The following is a 15,578-nucleotide window of genomic DNA, read 5'->3' as shown; positions in this document are numbered from 1 at the left end:
CCGAGCCCAACCGGGCACGGCCCGTGCGGGCGGGTCGCCGTGACGTAGATGAACCACCGCCGCCGCGGCCATCAGCAGGGCGAGTCCTTGGCAGCGGCGGCGCCGAGGGGACCCCGGGCCAGGCCCGCCAGCACTCCGGCGGCCCCGGCAACCTCCAGGACGCCGACGACGCGGTAGAGGCCCGGTGACCTGTCGAGGTGGGCTGCCGCCTGGCGCATGACCGGGATAGCGGCGATCTTCGCCACTCCCAGCGGCAGGAAGACCAGGTCCAGCACAACGGCGGTGACGATCTGTGCGGTTCTCACGCCTCGGCGCTCCTTCGACCGCGGCGGTCGGCTCCCAGGCGGGCGTAGTAGTCGACGAGTGCCGGGGCGTCCACCGCGGCGGGATTGACGACCTGCTCGGCAGGGGCGCCCTGGAGGAGGCGTTTGACGGGGACTTCGAGTTTCTTGCCGGTGCGGGTGTGGGGGATGGCCGGCACTTCGAGGATCGCCCCGGGCTCAACTCGGCGAGGCCCGGACCGAGAAGGAGCGCCTGGAGCGTGCCGGACAGCATGGTCTCCGATCTCCTGCACGAACCACCTGGGTTCTGGCCCTGCCGCTCACACGACAGGGCCAGAACCCAAGATCTTCATCGACCTTCCAGGCCACGGTCTGATGCGGCCGACTTCGGCGCCTTCGTGTCCGCCCTGGCCGGGTCCTGGTCACCGGTGCATGGCCAGTCGTAGCCGTCCGTTGCGCGGCTCGACTTCGGGTGCGACGAACTCGACGAGCTCGAGAGCCTCGTCGGTACGGGGTTTCTGCGGCTCCCGTCGCGTTACCTCCTTCCGCCAGTCCAGTGCTATCACCGCTTCAGCCGTTATCGGAGTGCTTCACGAGCAGCTCCAGCCGGCGTGGCCTCTTCCGGAGTGGGAGGGTCGGGGTTCGGCTTGGGCTGCGACGGAGGCTTGGCCAGGGCGGCGACGTTCGTCATCCTCCGTGAACTCTCACCCGAGGCCGTCTCCGGGGCGGAAGACGGCCTCGTGCCGCGTCGGCGCCCGTGATCGCCGCCGGGAGCTGCCGCCCGGGAGCGTACGGCTCCGCGGTGGTCCGTCCCGGCGGCGAGGGCCGTATCAGAGCAGGCCCAGTCCGCGCAGGTCGCTCGCGTACTTGGTGATGAGGCCGGGGGACAGGTGCGGGATGGCCCCGTCCTCGCCGATCCCGGCCTCCCGGACGGCGTCCGTGAAGCTGTCGGCGGGGACGGCCGAGCCGAGCGCCGGTTCGCCCGGCTTCGCGAAGGCGTGCAGCAGTGGCAGGAGGGAGTGCTGGCGTCGTTGCTCCGGCAGCGCCCGCAGGGCGGTTTCGAACTGGGTGAACCACTCGTCGTAGTCCGCGACGCGCCGGATCGTGTGGCCGTCCTGCGCCAGCCAGTCGACGAAGGTGTCCAGTGAGATCCCGTCGTCATGGGGGGTGACGACGTTGTACGTGCGGTGGCCGTCCGTGTTGCGCGCGCCGAGGGTGTCGACGGCCTGGGCGACGAAGTCGACGGGCAACCCGTCGTAGTGTGCTCGCTGCCGGCCGCCCTGGTCGTCGGTGCGGTAGAAGGACGCGGGGGCGAGGCCGGTGGTCAGGATGCTGAAGAGCAGACGGGTGAACATGTCGGGCACGTTCAGCTGACCCGTGTGGTGGGTGTGGGCGAGGATCATGTCCGAGCGGAACACCGTCACCGGCAGGCCGTAGGTGCCATGGGCCTCGCGCAGCAGAACCTCGCCCGCCCACTTGCTGGTCGCGTAGCCGGTGGCGTAGCCGTCGCCGAGCGTGCGCACCGGGCTCAGGGTGCGGATGTCGGTGGTCTCGTCGAACAGCGACGCGTCGGACTCGGTGGACACCGCGGTGGTCGACAGGTAGGTGACCGGTTTCATCCTCCCGGTGAGGGCCAGGCGGATCAGCTCGGCGGTACCGACGACGTTGGGGCCGAACAACTGGTCGTACGGCAGGACGTGGTTGACCAGCGCTGCCGGGTGGAGGATGAGGTCGACGTCCTCGGCCAGCCGCTTCCAGGTGTCCAGGTCCAGGCCGAGCCGTTCCTCGCCGATGTCGCCCGCGAGCACCTCCAGATGACTCGCCGCCAGTTCGCGGTAGCGGCTCAGCAAGTCCGTGTCGCCGCTGGTGAAGGCGGCCTCCAGGCGGCGCCCGGCGTCCTCGGCGTCACGGCCCCGTACGACGCAGACCAGCCGGCCGCCGGTCTCGGCCAGCCGTTCCAGCCAGTCCAGGCACATGAACCGGCCCAGGTAGCCGTTGGCCCCGGTCAGCAGCACGGTACGCGGGGTCTCCCGCCCCGTCGGACGCGGAAGCCGGCCGGCCTCTTGAAGCGTCTCGGCGTCGATGAACCGCTCCAGCGTGACGTCGGCGGCACGTGCCTCGGTGCTGTCGGCGCCGTGGACCGCGGCGAAGGTCGGCCGCCGCGCACCCGAGCCCCGCTCGGCCTCGATGTGGTCCGCGACGGCCCTCAGGTCGTTGCCCGAGCTGAGCAGCAGCCCGACCGGCACCTCCACCTCGAAGACGTCCCGCAGCAGCCGGGAGAAGGACAGGGCCGACAGCGAGTCGATCCCCAGGTCCGTGAAGCGCGCGCCCTCGTGGAGTTCCGCCTCCGAGCGGCCCAGCAGCGCGACGAGCCCGCGGCGGACGGCCGCGAACACCGGCTGGCCGGGCCCCGCCTCGCGCAGCGAGCGCAGCGACTCCTCACGGCCGCTCGCCAACTCCTCGTAGAGGTCTTCGAGACGGTCCCCGTAGCGCTCTTTGAGCTGTGGCCGCAGGTTCTTGCGGATCTCCGACAGCAGGCCGTTCTCCGCGGTGAACGGTTCGAGCTCGACCAGGAAGTCACGGGGGATCTCGTACGGTTCCAGGTCGGCCTCGCGGGCGACGTGCTGGAGCGACTCGCTCAGCGACCGCTTCAGCTCGTCGTGGCTCGCGGACCGGGCGAGCGCCTCCTTGGTGGGGACGATCACGGCCAGCAGGTAGGCGCGCTCGCTGTTGCCGTAGACGTAGATCTGCCGCACCAGCGGATCGGCGACGAAGACGCTCTCCAGGCGGGAGAGAGCGACGAACTCGCCCTGGGACAGCTTCAGTACGTTGTTGCGGCGGTCGACGTACACGAGCTGGTCCGGGCCGGTCTCGGCCATGATGTCGCCCGTCCGGTAGAAGCCGTCCGCGTCGAACACCTCGGCCGTCGTCTCGGGCCGCTTGTAGTACCCGGGCGTGACGGACGTCGTCTTGATCAGCAGCTCGCCCCGGGGGTACGGGGAGTCGGTGGTGAAGTAGCCGAGTTCCGGTACGTCGACGAGCTTGTAGTCGATCACGGGAGGTCGCTGCACGTGTGAGTCGACCACCACGACGCCGCTCTCGGTGGACCCGTAGCCGTCGTGCAGGGGCAGCTCCAGACACGACTCCATGAACCGCTTCAGCTCCCGGGAGACGGGCGCGCTGGCGCTCACGACAACGCGCACCCGACCGCCCACGAACCGCTCCCGCAGGTCCGCCTTCACCGCCGCGTCGAGAGCCTCGTGGTCGGTGAACTCCGGGGCACGGCCGAGCAGTTCGCTCTGGTACTCCTGGTACAGCATGTCGCAGATCCGCGGCACCAGCAGAAGCTCGGTCGGCCGGACGAGCCCCATGTCCTCGAACAGGCTGGACATGTCGCTTCGGGCGCTGAAGTACGAGACCCCGCCCCGGTTGAGCGCGGAGTACAGGTTCAACCGGCCGACCATATGGTTCATCGGCATGTAGTTGATGCCGACGGAGGGAGTGTCGGCGGGCGTCGGCATCAGGCCCGTCCAGAGCCGGTGGAGCATCCTCTCGGTGTAGATGGCGCCCTTCGGCGTGCCGGTGCTGCCGGAGGTGTAGAGCAGCAGCCGCATCGGGTCCTCGTCCGTATCCGGCTGGAACAGCGGCACCGTCGGCAGGTCGCGGCCACGGGCGGTCACCGCGGCGAGGGAATCGACGGCGGTGAGGCCCGCCTCCGCCAGTCGCCGCCGCGCCGCCTCGAACCTCTCCCGCTCCTCGTCGACCTCCGGGTGGTGGTCGAACACCACGAGCCGCGGCTTCGAGGCGCTGGAGAGCACCAACTCGACCGCGGTGTCCAGGGTTTCCATACTGGTCGCCAGGACGCGCGGCCCGGTCTCCTGGACGATCGGCTTCAGCCGGGCGGCCGGTGCGTTCGCCGGCAACGGCACGGTCACCGCGCCCAGTCGCAGGCAGGCCAGGTCCAGCGTCGCGTAGTCGACGCTCGTGAAGCCGCAGACCGCGACGAAGTCCCCCGGCCGGACCGGGTGCGGGGTGTCCCCGTGCCACTCGGCCGCGATCGCGCCGGCCCGTTCCCACAGTTCGGCGTAGGTGATCTCCGTGAACCGCGGCAGCAGCCGCAGGGAGGTCCGACCGGTCACCGGGTCGGTCACCGTTTCCCGGGCCCTCTCACCGAAGGCCGGGCGTTCGGCGTACCCCTCCATGATCAGGGCCACGGCTCGCGCCAGACCGTCCGTGCAGTCGCGTACGGCCGCTCTGACCGACTCCAGCGGGAGCATGTCGTGCAGCTGCTTGTCGTTGGCGATCGAACCAACCTCGGGTGCCGTAGACACCGGTTCTCACCGACTTCCGTCAGGGGTGTGGGGGGATGGAGAGATGGGGGGAGGGGGGGAGTGGGGGTGGGCGGCACACGCTTGCCTCGGTGCCGAGGCGAAGGCCAGGGTGTCCGGCGAGAAGGGTCGCCCCTGTGCGGAGACCTACCGGACCTGTCGTTTCGTCAGCCGGCCGGGTGTCGAAGACGACAACGGCCGTCGCTCCGGGCGGCGTGCTCAACAACTGTGGCTGTGGGGGGAGTTGGCACCGTTTCTCCTTGGCTCGGATCTCCGTGCGCACCCTAACGATCGTAATTTAGTTACATGACTGTCAAGTAAAGTAATGGCAAGCTACTGTGAGCGGATGGAGGAGATGGCCGGGAACGACAAGAAGAGAGCCCAGCGGGGCAAGGGTCCCGGCAGACCGCGTGACCCGTCCGTGGAGCAGGCGATCCTGCGAGCAGCCGTCGAGCGGTTGGTGTCGGACGGCTACTCTCGCTTGACGATCAGTGACATCGCCGCAGAGGCGGGCGTCACCAGGCCCACCGTCTACCGGCGTTGGGCGAACAAGCACGACCTCGTCGTGGACGCTCTGGACTTCAACTTCCAGGAGGAGCGCGAGCGCGACCCGCTCGGTCCGCTGGAGGACCTCCCGCCCGCCGATGCGCTGGGGAGGGCCCTGCGGTATGCGGTTCCGTACGCCCCTCCGGGCCACGGAATGACGGTGATCGGGCATGTCCTGACCGAGGCCGAGCACAATCCCGGTCTCCTGGAACTGGTACGGCGCCACGCGATCGGCCCCCGGATACAGCCCCTGTTCGACACGCTGCATCGGCTGCGCGAGGAGGGTGCCCTGCGTTCGGACATGGACGTGCTCGTCGTCGCGGACATGCTGACCGGCAGCATTTACTCGTCCTACCTGCGCACCGGTGACCGGGACCCAGGTCTCGCGGACCGGGTCGTCGCGGCCCTGTGGCCCGTTCTCGCCGACCACTAGCCGGTTGGGGACCGACAGACGGACCGCGCTTCAGCGAGGCAGCAGGACGCTGATCTGCCGTCGGATGTCCTGCACGATCTCTTCGACGCTCAAGACGATGTTCATGCTCGCCGCCATGCTGAGGAACATCACGGCGGACACGATGTGTGCCAGCGTCGCGGCATCGCCCTCTGTGACCTGCTCGTCTCGGCGCAGCACGGCGGCGACGGCCGCTTCGGTCTGCGCGGCGATGGCGAGCGCTTCGCCGTGCCGGGGCTCCTCGGGGTCGCCGAAGGCCACCTCTCGCAGGTAGGTGCGTCCGTTGTCGATCTGGGTGCGGTTGCATTCCACGATCGGCCGGACGATCGTCAGCACCGCGTCCAGGACGCCCGGGACGGTCTCGGCAGCCGCGCGGCCCCGGTCGAGCGAGTCGGCGTACTTGGCGTTCTGCACAAGCAGGAGAAGCTCGCCCTTGGTCTTGGCGTACAGGAACAGCGTCCCGGTGCCGATGTCGGCCTTGTCGGCGATCTGCTGGGTCGTGACCTCATCGACGCCGCGTTCGGCGAACAACTCGGTGGCGGCGGCGATGATGCGGTCCAGTTTGTCCTGCTTGTTCCGCTCGCGCCGTCCTACCGGCTGGGAGGCGACAGGCATGACGGTGCCCTCCGGGAATAGATTCCGACTCGACTCAGTTATGAGAGTAGTCGCTAATGTGTCGGCTCGAAAACGCCTTTGCTCATGCTCCCACAGCTGGGCCCCTTGGAAAGGAACACTCATGCCTTCCTTCAACGGAGCAGTCGTCCTTGTCACCGGAGCAAACGGTGGGCTTGGTACCCACTTCGTCCACAACGCCCTGGCTCGTGGCGCCGCCAAGGTCTACGCCACCGCCCGCACCCCCCGCACCTGGGACGATGAACGCATCGTCCCCCTCACGCTCGATGTCACCGACCCCGCATCGATCGACACGGCCGTCGCCGCCGCGCCCGATGTCACCATGCTCATCAACAACGCCGGCGCGATCCCGCCGAGCGCGAGCCTGCTCGACGTCACCGAGGCGGACATCCGGGCGAACATGGAGACGAACTTCTTCGGACCCGTCTTCCTCGCCCGCGCCTTCGCACCGATCCTCGCCGCCAAGCCGGAGTCGGCCCTCGTCGACGTGCACTCCGTTGCCAGCTGGTACGCCTTCGGCGGCACCTACAGCGCGTCCAAGGCCGCACTGTGGTCGGCCACCAACTCTCTGCGCATCGAGCTCGCACCCAAGGGCATCCACGTGACGGGGGTGCACATGGGCTACGTCGACACCCCGATGGCCGCGCACGCCGACGGCCCCAAGCTGCTGCCGGCGGAGCTGGTGACGACGGTCTACGACGCCGTCGAGGCCGGCGTGTACGAGGTCCTGGCCGACGAGTTGACCGTGCAGGTCAAGGCGGCTCTGAGCGGCCCGGTCGAGGCGCTCTATCCGGACCTGCGCAGCACCACGAACGCCTGAGCTTGTTCTTCTTGGCCTGGAGGCCCGGATCGGCCGCTATGGAGCGAGTCGTCGGGCCAGGTCGGGGATGTCCGTGGCGGTGAGGTCGACCCAGTCCGGCACCGGTGGGACCGGATGGCCGGGGCCCCATTCCAGGGGGCGTGGAATGTATGCGGTGCGCAGTCCGGCGTCGGCGGCGGCACGCAGGTCGTCGAGATGGCAGGCGGTCATCAGCAGCCGCGGCGGTGGGACTTCGAGTAGTTCGGCGGCCATCAGGTACACCTTTGGGTCCGGCTTATAGCTGTGGATCAGCTCGGCGGACAGGATGGTGTCGAACGACAATCCGCCGGCGCGGGCCAGGTGGATGAGGAGCGCGGTGCTGCCATTGGACAGGGTGGCGGTGATATGGGTCTCGCGCAGCTGGGACAGACCGTCGCGGCTGTCGGGCCATGGGCTCAGGCGGTGCCAGGCGTTGACGAGTTCGGCCCGGTCGGTGTCGGTGAACTCGGTCAGGCCGTGCTCGGTGAGCACTTCGTCGAGCATCATCCGGTGTAGCTCGTCCAGTGACCGCCAAGGCATTTCCCCCGACACCACCCGCAGCAGTGCCGGCGGGTACCGGCTGCGCCACGCGGTGGTGAGTCCCAGCCAGTCGGCCTGTACCCCGACGCGGGTGCCGACGCGCTCGAATTCGCTCGCGACGCCGGTGCGCCAGTCGACCACGGTGCCGAAGACGTCGAACACCACCGCGTCTACGGCGGCGCCCATCCATCGGCTCTCTTCGGCAGTGACGGGGTTTCGCGACACGGTTTCTCTCCTGATCGGCACGGATGCGACGACGAACTAGGCAGCCGGGTGTCAGAGTTGCTGGTTGGCGATGCCGATGTACTGCCCCATGCGGTACTCGAAGTCGATGCCGGCCTGCTCGACGATAGCCTGCGCGCCGACGGCGCGGGCGAGGAACCCGGGGAGGGTGAGGGAGTGGGCGAACTCGCCGTAGGCGGCGATCAGATCCGCGTCCGGGGGCAGGGAGGCCCGGTTGATCTGGGCTTTGGCCGAGGCGAGTGAGGTGCGGTCGAAGGAGGCGAGCCGGCCGACGATCGTGTCGACGAAGGCGTCGAGTTCGCTGTCGGGGAGGGCACGGGTGGTCCAGCCCCAGCGTTCGGCGGTGTCGGCGTCGTAGTCGTCGCTGGTGAGGATGGCTTCCAGGGCGCGGTCGCGGCCGATGGCGCGGGGGAGGCGTTCGGTGCCGCCACCGCCGGGGAGCAGTCCGCTGCCGACCTCCGGCTGCCCGAAGATCGCTTTCTCCCGGCTGGCGTACCGCAGATCGAGGGCGAGGGCGAGTTCGTTCCCGCCGCCGCGGGTGCGTCCGCGGATGGCCGCGATGGTGATGTAGGGCGCTTTGGAAAGTCTGAGGACCAGATCCGTCCAGGCCGGCACCGCGTTCTCGTCCTCGGGGGCGGGGAAGTCGGCGGCGGCGGCCAGGTCGAAGTGGTTGTAGAAGAAGTCGGGGGTGGCGCTGTCGAACACCACGACCTGGATGTCCGGGTCGGTGGCCAGTTCCTCGACGATCTCGGTGAGGCGCAGGACGGTCTCGCCGACGATGAGGTTGACGGGCGGATTGGCGAAAGTGATCTTCGCGACCTGGGGTGAGGTGCGCTCGTAGTGGATGGTGCTTGGGTCGCTCATGGTCCGGCTCCAGACGCGTGAGGGGATATCGGATGGCAACAGGCCGTTGCCGCTCACTCCTCGTAGTGCGGGAGGATGTCGCCGTTCTTGACGTAGGTGAGGGCGGCGGCGACGTCGTAGGCGTGGATCGCGGAGGCCAGCGGTGCCAGCTGGTCGGACAGGCCCTGGATCACGTCGCCGGTGAAGAAGGCGTCCCGTGCTGCGGTGTCGGTGAACCCGAGCATGAGGGAGGCGTGGAAGCGCTGGTCGCGGGGGTTGTCGTGGGCGACGTTCGGGGTGTCCCAGAGCTTTTTGTTCCAGGGCAGGAACGTCTGTGTGCGCAGCTCCTTCAGCACTCCGGTGCCGGCGAGTGCGGGGACGAGCTGCTTGTTGACGAACTTCCGGAACTCACCTGCGCCGGCCCCGTCTCTGCGGCGCAGGTAGACCAGGACGCGGGCCCCGACCTTCTCTCCCGGGCCTGCGACGTCATACCAGCGGGATGAGTTCGGCGGGCCGGCGTAGAGCAGGGTGCGGCGGAACACGTTGATCTCGTCCTGGTAGGCCAGCTTGGTCTGCTCGCGCCCCTTCAAGGGCGCAAGCGCCGATCGGAAGGTGACCTCCGCGACGCCGTCGATCTTCCGGTCGACGGGTATCGAGGTCTCCACTCCGTCGGTCGCCGGCCACCGGCCCGGGTTGTGCTCGGCGAGGTGGATCTGGCGGTACTCCTCCAGGCCCGGGGTGGCGGAGATGATCCCTGAGTGCGGGCCCTTCCAGTGGTCCATGCCGGTCTGACGGGGCTGGTCGGTGCGCACCCACAACAGGATCGAGGAGGTGAGGTGCTTCTGCACGTTCGGTTGCACGGCGGTCGATGGCATGCTCATGGTGTTGTCCTTCTCTTCCTGGCAGGCGTGGTCATCGGGCGAGGAACTCGACCGCGAGCGGGGCGAACTCCTCGTGGTACTGGAAGATGCCGCCGTGACCGGAGTCGGGGTAGATGATCAGCTCGCTGTCCTTGATGCGCCGGTGCAGGTCCTCGGAGAGGGGCGAGGGGACCATGCGGTCGTTGTCGCCGTTGGCGATCAGCGTGGGCTGGGTGATCTTCGACAGGTCGTCGGGGGTGGAGAGCCCCCACTTCTTGATCGCCTTCAGCTGCGTCTGGAATGCCTTGACCTTGATCTTCGCGTCGCGGTCGACGGTGCGCTCCTCGAGCCGCTCGACGAACGCGCGCGCGGCGGCCTTGCCGGTGGAGTCGCGGTTGAAGAACAGGAACTCCTTGGGGTCCGACCGGGTCAAAGTGGCGCGCAGCGTGTCCCAGTACGTGGTGGCGACCACCTTCTCGATGTCCTTGCCGCCCTTGGGCCCGGTGCCGGTGAGGACGAGTTTGCGGACGAGTTCGGGGTGCTTCACCACCAGGGCCTGGGCGATGAAGCCGCCGAGGGAGAAGGAGAAGATGTCGATCTTGTCGAACCCGAGCGCCGAGATGAAGGCGTAGGCGTCGTCGGCCATGGCCTCGATGCTGTCCGGCACCTGACCGCTGGAGGCTCCGACACCGCGGTTGTCGAAGGTGATGACGTGACGGCCCTTGGCGATGGGGTCGATGATGCGCGGGTCCCAGTTGTCCAGGGTCCCAGCGAGGTGGACGAAGAAGAGGACGGGGATGCCGCCCATGGGCCCCAGCTCGCGGTACGCGTAGGTGACGCCGCCGGCGGTGATGGTGCGGGCCGGGGCGTGCGCGTAGGACGTGATGACGGGTTCGTCCGGGGTGATGTCGCTGCTCATGATGGCTTCTCCTTGCTTGCTTTGTATCGGTGCGATGCAGTGCGGTGCGGTGCAGTGCGGTGCGGTGTGGTGGGCGTGTATGAACAGGAACTCGTACATCTCGCCGACCTTCTTCGCCCGCTTGCGGATCTAGCCGCTGAGGCCTGCGACGGCCAAGGGCATCAGCGGGTTAAGGCTGGCCTCGCGGGCGAACGGGGGAAGCCCCTGTTTGAGCCGCCGGCGGCGCCGAGGGTGCTTGCCGAGCCGGATCGAGATCGAGCCGACCGCCGGCGTCGGCGCCGGCCGGGAGGAGAGCCTTCTGCCCGGGCTGCACCTTCCCGCACTCCACCGGCGCGTGCCATGCCGTGAGCGTCACCAGTGGCAGCGAGCCCGCCTCTTCCATGCTGACCGATGCGGGCTTGAGCGGCCAGTTCGCCCTCAGCGGCGGCGGCGCGCTCGGCGCATGTGCCTATGCGGTCCTTGCCCAGCCGGGCGTAGACCGTTGTACGCGGTGACCGCGGACGCTCTCATGGGCGTCGCTCCTTCCTTGCGCCCGCGGAACGCCTTCATGGGTCTCGCCCCATCCGGTCAACCCGAGTGCGCTCAACTATGAGTGGACTCATATTCTCTGTCAAGGGAGGAGGCCGTTCATGGGACGCGGACACGTGCCGAGCGGGCGCCGGGAGCGGGCCAAGAAGGACAAGCGCGAGCGGATCATGACCGCGGCCCGCGAGCTGTTCGCCGAACACGGCGTCAGCGGGGTCACGACACAGCAGATCGCCGAGCGGGCCGATGTCGCGATCGGCACCCTGTACCTCTACGCGTCCACGAAGGCGGAACTGCTGATCATGGTGCAGAACGAGAAGTTCGCCGACGCCATCGACGACGGCCTCACTGCCGCGAACACCGTCATCGGGCAGGGCGTGCTGGAGCCAGTCGTCGCTCTTGTCCGGCCCGTAGTGGCCTGCATCAGGGAGCAGATCGAGAACGGCCGCACGTACTTGCACGAGCTGGTCTTCGGCGACCCGGCCGAGCCCTACCGGCGTGCGGGCCTCGCTCTGTCCGCCCGCCTCGAGGAAGGCATCACCGGCCTGCTCACCCGCGACGAGTCCATTGGTGCCGCCGACGCGGCGACGCTGGCGCGCGTGATCACCGCGATCATTCACATCAGCACGACTGCGACCGTGTACCTGCACCGCAGCGACGAAGCCGTCCTCGCCGACATCCGAGGCCAGCTCCACGCCACCCTGGTACCCCGCCATCGCGCCGCATGACCCACTGTCCACGGCACGTCGCCCAACCGTCCGCCCAGGGCCTGTCCGGCGGATCGTGCCGGACAGGCCCTGGTCCCGAGGGGGGCTCAGCGCTTGAGTGTGAAGGTGAAGTCGCTGGAGAGCTTGCCGCTCAGGCGGACTGCCGACACGAGCTTCCCGTCCGTGATCAGTCTCTCGACCTCGGCCCGCGAAAGGGCGCAGCCTTCGGCGATCAGCCGTACCGGCCGGACAGGGATCGGCACGGCGAAGCGGACCGAGACGTCGATCACCTCGCGGTCCAGGTGATCCGATCCGCCGGTGTCGAGACGCCAGGCGTTGTCCCAGCCGAGGGCGATGCGATTGCGGCGCCGCACGGCCGGGTCCTGGAGCAACTCAGCCGCCAGACCGGGGTCGTTGTCATGCAGCCGGTCCAGCACCTCGGGTCGTACGGAGCGCACATTCATCCGCTCCATGACCGTGAGCTTTGTGGTCTCCCCGCAGGTGGTGCAGAGCGCGAGGAGCCAGACGTCGATGAGCTTGTGGTTCGCGTTGACGCGGAACTTGCCGCTTGTCCGGAAGCTCTCGGACGCGCACACGTGGCAACGGCGGCGAACGAGCGGCAGACAGACGGGTGCGACCACCCAGTTTTCGAGCACAGAAGTACACCTGCTTCAGTGAGAAATCCGCAGCGAAAAGAAGCACGGCGCACTTGCGCGACGCGCGACGAATCAGCACTCGGGAGGTCTCACAGGGTGTACAAGGGCATGTCCTTGACTGGACGACTTGGGTCGGCAGCACGGTAGCGGCACACGGCAGCCCTGCTCCACAGGTTTTCGGACGTCTCACCGCCAGGTTCCGCATGGCGACCGGCATGTCATCACCGGTGGATCCGTGCGACTTGCGCCGGCCTTGCGCATCTCGCTTACCTGGTCCGAGCCCCGGCTCGTGCTGACGAGGTGGGTGAGTGCGAGAGCATGCTGGGAGAACGATGAGCACTCCGGAACCCGGGCGCCTCGCCTGGTTCAAGAGCAGCTACAGCGGCAACGAGGGCGGCGCATCCCTGGAAGTCGCCGCAACACCCGGCACCACCCTCGTCCGCGACTCCAAGGACCTCGCCCGCGCCCGCCTCGCCTTTCGCCACTCGGAGTGGGCGGCGTTCGTGTGCAGGCTCGTCGAACTCGCGTGACACGACAGCCAGGGTCCGCCATACCAGCGGAACCCGCTGCGCTTGATGGAGGAGCACGGGCTGTGCGCCGGACAGCGCCACGGCGATCTACGCGGCACCTCAACTCGGAGTGCACGCGATGTACACGGCCTCTGATCACGCGAAACGTCCGCGCAGCTCAGACGCTGCTTCCACGATTCGCACTGCTGTCCCCGGCGTATAGCCCGACTCGTCTGCCGCCACCCCTATGCCGCCCCGAGAACGGGGCGGCATAGGGGTCCCCGATTCAACGTGTCGAGCTCAGGTATTCGTCCCGCAAGGTCTTGATCGGAACGAGCGCCCCATCTCGTTCCACGTGCCAGAAGTCCCACCCAGGACTGGCTTTTGTCCCTCGCACGTGGGCACCAGCGGGAGACAAAGCCCCGAAAACTTGGCCGTCGAAGGTTCGGATTCGGCCGTCAGTCAGGACCTCGGCGAACGTGTCGGCACGGTTCCTGCCCGGATTTAGCTTCGTTCCTGCTACGAGAATCCCGGCAGTCAGCAGATGCGACACTTCCACTCCGTAGTGTGCGCGGGTTGCCGATTTGGTCGGCTCGGACCGGCGCTGATTTGCGGCCACATGCTTGCGTGACAAGCCAAGCTCTTCCGGGGACCAGATGATCTCGCATAGCCGCTTGTAGAGCTTCTGTCGCTCCTCGTTTGCCCCAACCTTGAAGTCGCCGGGATATGGGCGCATCAGGCCCTGCAAATCGTGTTTCTTCAGGAATTTCGCGAAGCGCGGATTTCGCCTGTGAGTCGTGGGATGCAGTGCAGCAGCCAGGATGTTCTGGCGCTGGTAGTGCTCAAGCTTATCCACGTAGGGATCATCACGGTAGCTCGCATTGTCCGACTGGTGCAGGAGCAACAGCCCACCGAGCCGATTACGGACCTTGTCGAAGTCGGCCTGCGTCTTCACGAGATCCTTGTAGCGAGTGAAGTGGACGGCCCAGATGTGCTCGACTTGGTAAGGCTTGGTCTCGCTGAGATACTCCTGGATTCGGGGAAGATTTCCGATACCAATCTCAGCGAAGTCTGTCATCCTGGCGAGCAGATAACGGATTTGACGCCGGTTGTCCGTGCGAAGCCCGTAGTCGGCGAAATCAGGGAAGAGGTCGCCCGCAGGGAGCTCGCCGGCCAGGATGCGGCTCAGTTCGTGGGAAGAACTGCAGTGGCGTACCGCAGGGACAAGCTGGTCTACGGTGGCAGCCATGTCCGCTCCCTGTGGGACGTAGCCGCCAATGAGTTGCTGCACAAAGAGCAGATCGAGGAAGCTCGCTACCAGGCGGGCCTTCTGTTTCTGAACCGACTGGCCATCGTTAGGATCGACCGCTGCCAAGATCAGCCGGTACTGATCGCTGATGCCGTTCGTCTCGTTGTAATAGACGGCTTCCAGCCCTTGCTGCGGAACGGTGGCTGCGTGCCTCAGCATTGCGTAACACTCGCCCAGATGCTTCAGGTCCTGCGTGATGAAGCGCGCGAAGTCGGCTCGGCCAACTAGCCCGATGCGGCGGTGGTTCTTGCGGATCCACTCGTGGAACGACATTTCAATCTGCTGAACGTCGTTTGCGCCTTCGTTCATGTCGGCGTGCTTGGCGAGCAGAAGTGTCTTGACGAAGTCGGCTGGAATGACGTTATCGACTGCGATGAGATTAGTCAGCATGGACCGCCACGTGGCGTTGAGGGAGTCCCGTTGTGAGGGGTCCGCTTCGGCCAGCAGGAAGCTCTTGAGCAGGTCGACCGGGCTCAGGCGGGTACCGCGGTCGTTCATGGTCTCGAAGATTTCCCAGCCGTTTCCTCGGTCGAGAGCCTCGATGCCCACCAGTCCAACGCGGTTGAGTAGCCAGTCGTGAAAGTACGGCAGGGCCTCACCGAGCAGCTCGGTTGGGAACTCCTCGTCGATGTCCCGGCTGCGGGCCCAGAGGTTGCGAATGGAGGGGTTGGCGTCAGGCGGTAGCTCGTACGGATTGCTCTCCAGAAGTGCTGTCAGTAGTGGAGCTCGTTCCTCGATGTCTACAGCGAAGGTGACCTTGCCATATTGAACGCTGGAGATGAGACGTTCGAGTTGACCAGCTTCAGTGGGCTGTTCCTGCTCCAGCAGGAGGCGCCGCATGTGAATGAGGAGTAGGTGCAGCGTCGTGACCCGCTGCTGGCCATCGACGAGATAACTGATTCCGTCGGACTGATAGAAGACGTATGGGCCGAGGAAGTACGGCGTGTAACTTCCCACTGCCTGGCGCGTGTCCTGGGGATCCCAGCTGTGCAGGAAACGGCGCTTGAGGTCGTGTAGCAGTCTGCGGACATCGTCGGTCGACCAGGTGTACTCCCGCTGGTAGGGGTCCAGGCGGAAACGATGGCTGAAGAGCAGCTCGATGGTGTATCCCCGGCCGTCGATGGGCGAGTTGCTCATGGGTCCCCCAGTGTCTTGCAGTGCCGTGCCGGACTCTGTGCCCAGTTAGGGCATCACTCATTCGATCGAATCGACGTCTGACCCGCCGCGTCTGCAAGGGCGAGGCACTGCGGGCAGGTCCTCTCACTTGCTCTAGAAGTGTTGCGGTGACGTCCGCTTCAGTTGGGGCTGACGCTGGTCCCCGGCGTTGCCTACCAAGATCCACACTCATGGCCGGCAGAACGGAAGCGCACTCCGTTGTGTAGCCCGTGCT

13 protein-coding genes and 1 pseudogene are annotated in these 15,578 nt (G+C 67.2%); 4 read left to right on the top strand and 10 right to left on the bottom strand.

What is annotated here, in order from left to right; genetic code table 11:
- Positions 1-71: 71 nt before the first annotated feature.
- The 3 genes and pseudogenes from AB0I77_RS13345 to car form a co-directional block, all read right to left on the bottom strand.
- The gene (locus AB0I77_RS13345) at positions 72-305 is read right to left on the bottom strand and encodes a DoxX family protein (RefSeq protein ID WP_363282625.1); all 234 of its coding nucleotides are present in this window, start codon (positions 303-305) and stop codon (positions 72-74) included.
- A pseudogene (locus AB0I77_RS13340) lies at positions 302-523 on the bottom strand (acetoacetate--CoA ligase); the annotation flags it as partial. The gene AB0I77_RS13345 and the pseudogene AB0I77_RS13340, both read right to left, overlap by 4 nt.
- Before the next feature lie 588 nt (positions 524-1,111).
- On the bottom strand, positions 1,112-4,612 hold the full coding sequence (car, locus tag AB0I77_RS13335) for a carboxylic acid reductase (protein WP_363282624.1): 3,501 nt from the start codon (positions 4,610-4,612) through the stop codon (positions 1,112-1,114).
- 322 nt (positions 4,613-4,934) lie between these two features.
- On the opposite strand from car, the gene AB0I77_RS13330 reads away from it, so the two are divergent.
- Positions 4,935-5,588, top strand: a complete 654-nt coding sequence (locus tag AB0I77_RS13330; protein ID WP_363282623.1) for a TetR/AcrR family transcriptional regulator — start codon at positions 4,935-4,937, stop codon at positions 5,586-5,588.
- Between the two features lie 30 nt (positions 5,589-5,618).
- Here AB0I77_RS13330 and AB0I77_RS13325 read toward each other — a convergent pair whose 3' ends face one another.
- Positions 5,619-6,221, bottom strand: coding sequence for a helix-turn-helix domain-containing protein (locus tag AB0I77_RS13325; RefSeq protein WP_363282622.1), 603 nt, complete (start codon positions 6,219-6,221; stop codon positions 5,619-5,621).
- Positions 6,222-6,342: 121 nt separating this feature from the next.
- On the opposite strand from AB0I77_RS13325, the gene AB0I77_RS13320 reads away from it, so the two are divergent.
- Complete coding sequence (locus tag AB0I77_RS13320; protein WP_363282621.1) at positions 6,343-7,059, top strand: SDR family oxidoreductase; 717 nt, start codon at positions 6,343-6,345, stop codon at positions 7,057-7,059.
- Positions 7,060-7,095: 36 nt separating this feature from the next.
- On the opposite strand, the gene AB0I77_RS13315 is transcribed toward AB0I77_RS13320, so the two are convergent.
- Genes AB0I77_RS13315 through AB0I77_RS13300 form a run of 4 tightly spaced genes read right to left on the bottom strand, consistent with a single transcriptional unit; the run spans position 7,096 to position 10,482 of the window.
- The gene (locus tag AB0I77_RS13315) at positions 7,096-7,842 is read right to left on the bottom strand and encodes a haloacid dehalogenase type II (protein WP_363282620.1); all 747 of its coding nucleotides are present in this window, start codon (positions 7,840-7,842) and stop codon (positions 7,096-7,098) included.
- 51 nt (positions 7,843-7,893) lie between these two features.
- Positions 7,894-8,724 (bottom strand): enoyl-CoA hydratase/isomerase family protein, encoded by an 831-nt coding sequence (locus AB0I77_RS13310; RefSeq protein WP_363282619.1) that lies wholly within the window; start codon positions 8,722-8,724, stop codon positions 7,894-7,896.
- Between the two features lie 53 nt (positions 8,725-8,777).
- Positions 8,778-9,584, bottom strand: a complete 807-nt coding sequence (locus AB0I77_RS13305; protein ID WP_363282618.1) for a strictosidine synthase — start codon at positions 9,582-9,584, stop codon at positions 8,778-8,780.
- A 31-nt stretch (positions 9,585-9,615) separates the two neighbouring features.
- On the bottom strand, positions 9,616-10,482 hold the full coding sequence (locus AB0I77_RS13300) for an alpha/beta hydrolase (protein WP_363282617.1): 867 nt from the start codon (positions 10,480-10,482) through the stop codon (positions 9,616-9,618).
- A 629-nt stretch (positions 10,483-11,111) separates the two neighbouring features.
- Here AB0I77_RS13300 and AB0I77_RS13295 point away from each other — a divergent pair.
- Positions 11,112-11,735 (top strand): TetR/AcrR family transcriptional regulator, encoded by a 624-nt coding sequence (locus tag AB0I77_RS13295; RefSeq protein WP_363282616.1) that lies wholly within the window; start codon positions 11,112-11,114, stop codon positions 11,733-11,735.
- 86 nt (positions 11,736-11,821) lie between these two features.
- Here AB0I77_RS13295 and AB0I77_RS13290 read toward each other — a convergent pair whose 3' ends face one another.
- Complete coding sequence (locus AB0I77_RS13290; protein ID WP_363282615.1) at positions 11,822-12,370, bottom strand: DUF1062 domain-containing protein; 549 nt, start codon at positions 12,368-12,370, stop codon at positions 11,822-11,824.
- Positions 12,371-12,702: 332 nt separating this feature from the next.
- Here AB0I77_RS13290 and AB0I77_RS13285 point away from each other — a divergent pair, with 332 nt between their 5' ends.
- Positions 12,703-12,900: a DUF397 domain-containing protein gene (locus AB0I77_RS13285; protein ID WP_363282614.1), complete on the top strand. Its 198-nt coding sequence runs from the start codon at positions 12,703-12,705 to the stop codon at positions 12,898-12,900.
- A 265-nt stretch (positions 12,901-13,165) separates the two neighbouring features.
- Here the strand turns inward: AB0I77_RS13285 and AB0I77_RS13280 are convergent, their stop codons facing one another.
- Positions 13,166-15,325: a DUF262 domain-containing protein gene (locus tag AB0I77_RS13280; protein ID WP_363282613.1), complete on the bottom strand. Its 2,160-nt coding sequence runs from the start codon at positions 15,323-15,325 to the stop codon at positions 13,166-13,168.
- Between the last annotated feature and the right edge of the window lie 253 nt (positions 15,326-15,578).

Origin of the sequence: Streptomyces sp. NPDC050619 (assembly GCF_040654815.1) — a bacterium.
Taxonomy (GTDB): Bacteria; Actinomycetota; Actinomycetes; order Streptomycetales; family Streptomycetaceae; genus Streptomyces.
Note: the sequence above shows the minus strand (reverse complement) of the source record. Positions and strands in the feature narration are given on the sequence as shown.

Excerpts from the sequence above, each read along its gene's own strand:
- AB0I77_RS13330 (WP_363282623.1), top strand. The coding sequence starts at position 4,935 with ATGGCAAGCTACTGTGAGCGGATGGAGGAGATGGCCGGGAACGACAAG.
- AB0I77_RS13325 (WP_363282622.1), bottom strand. The coding sequence starts at position 6,221 with ATGCCTGTCGCCTCCCAGCCGGTAGGACGGCGCGAGCGGAACAAGCAG.
- AB0I77_RS13320 (WP_363282621.1), top strand. The coding sequence starts at position 6,343 with ATGCCTTCCTTCAACGGAGCAGTCGTCCTTGTCACCGGAGCAAACGGT.
- AB0I77_RS13310 (WP_363282619.1), bottom strand. The coding sequence starts at position 8,724 with ATGAGCGACCCAAGCACCATCCACTACGAGCGCACCTCACCCCAGGTC.
- AB0I77_RS13305 (WP_363282618.1), bottom strand. The coding sequence starts at position 9,584 with ATGAGCATGCCATCGACCGCCGTGCAACCGAACGTGCAGAAGCACCTC.
- AB0I77_RS13300 (WP_363282617.1), bottom strand. The coding sequence starts at position 10,482 with ATGAGCAGCGACATCACCCCGGACGAACCCGTCATCACGTCCTACGCG.
- AB0I77_RS13295 (WP_363282616.1), top strand. The coding sequence starts at position 11,112 with ATGGGACGCGGACACGTGCCGAGCGGGCGCCGGGAGCGGGCCAAGAAG.
- AB0I77_RS13285 (WP_363282614.1), top strand. The coding sequence starts at position 12,703 with ATGAGCACTCCGGAACCCGGGCGCCTCGCCTGGTTCAAGAGCAGCTAC.
- AB0I77_RS13280 (WP_363282613.1), bottom strand. The coding sequence starts at position 15,325 with ATGAGCAACTCGCCCATCGACGGCCGGGGATACACCATCGAGCTGCTC.